Source organism: Pedobacter sp. 01T416_2, assembly GCF_056398925.1.
This window is the reverse complement of the sequence record NZ_JBFTQI010001132.1, coordinates 1-1,306: the sequence shown is the minus strand read 5'-3', so window position 1 is coordinate 1,306 and position 1,306 is coordinate 1. Positions and strand designations below refer to the sequence as shown.

General features: G+C 40.7%; 1 protein-coding gene. It reads left to right on the top strand.

What is annotated here, in order from left to right:
• Positions 1-25: 25 nt before the first annotated feature.
• The coding region (locus AC1DPQ_RS27990) for a glycoside hydrolase family 2 TIM barrel-domain containing protein (protein ID WP_477611605.1) at positions 26-1,306 on the top strand (1,281 nt) is incomplete at its 3' end.

Genomic DNA, 1,306 nt, shown 5'->3' with positions numbered 1-1,306 from the left:
TCTCTATACTTTACAAACTACCATTATGGAAAATGGAAAGATTGTAGATGAGTTGAAAACCCCTTACGGAATCAGATGGATCAGCTGGCCCATTGGTGAACAAGCAAACCAGAAACAGTTTCTGTTAAATGGAAAACCGGTTTTTATTAACGGTATTGCCGAATATGAACATCTAATCGGGCAGAGCCATGCTTTTAGTAACGAGCAGATCAGTTCGAGAGTTAGGCAAATTAAAGCTGCTGGTTTTAATGCTTTCCGCGATGCACATCAACCACATCATTTATTGTATTCTGATTATTGGGATAAAGAAGGGATTTTATGCTGGACCCAAATGGCTGCTCATATCTGGTATGATACACCCGAATTCAGAAAGAACTTTAAATCACTTTTAACAGACTGGGTAAAAGAGCGCAGAAACAGTCCGGCAGTTGTTTTATGGGGCTTGGAAAACGAGAGTACTTTGCCTGAAGATTTCGCAAAAGAATGTACAGAGCTGATTAGAAAACTCGATCCGACAGCTTCATCACAAAGAAAAGTAACCACTTGTAATGGCGGAAAAGGAACGGATTGGGATGTTCCCCAAAACTGGACCGGCACCTATGGTGGTAATCCGTTAACTTATGGAGAAGATCTTCAGCGGCAGGTTTTGGTTGGTGAATACGGTGCCTGGAGAACAATTGATCTTCACAAACCCGATGCCAATGGAAAAGGTTATACGGAGAACAAAATGACCGATTTAATGGAGACTAAGGTACGCTTGGCCGAGTCGGTAAAAGATAAAACTGCTGGTCATTTTTTCTGGTTGTATAGCTCACACGATAACCCGGGCAGGGTGCAGGGTGGTGAAGGATTGAGAGATCTGGATCGGGTAGGCCCGGTAAATTACAAGGGCATGTTTACACCTTGGGAAGAACCTACTGATGTATTTTATATGTTCAGGGCAAATTATGCACCAAAACAAACTGAACCTATGGTGTATATTGTTTCTCATACCTGGCCTAACCTTTGGAACAAACCAGGTATAAAAGACAGTATAGTGGTTTATTCTAACTGCGATGAAGTAGAACTTTTTAATGATGTAAACGGCAAATCTTTAGGTAGAAGAAAACGCGGTACAATCGGCACACATTTCCAATGGAACAAGCCTGATATCCGGTATAATGTATTGTATGCCGTGGGTTACGTAAATGGAAAAGCAGTAGCCATAGATAAAATCGTGCTGCAGAATTTACCCCAAAGTCCAAATTTTAATGCTTTAATAAATGATAAAAAGTTAACCGTTCCTACACAGGGATATAAATATGTA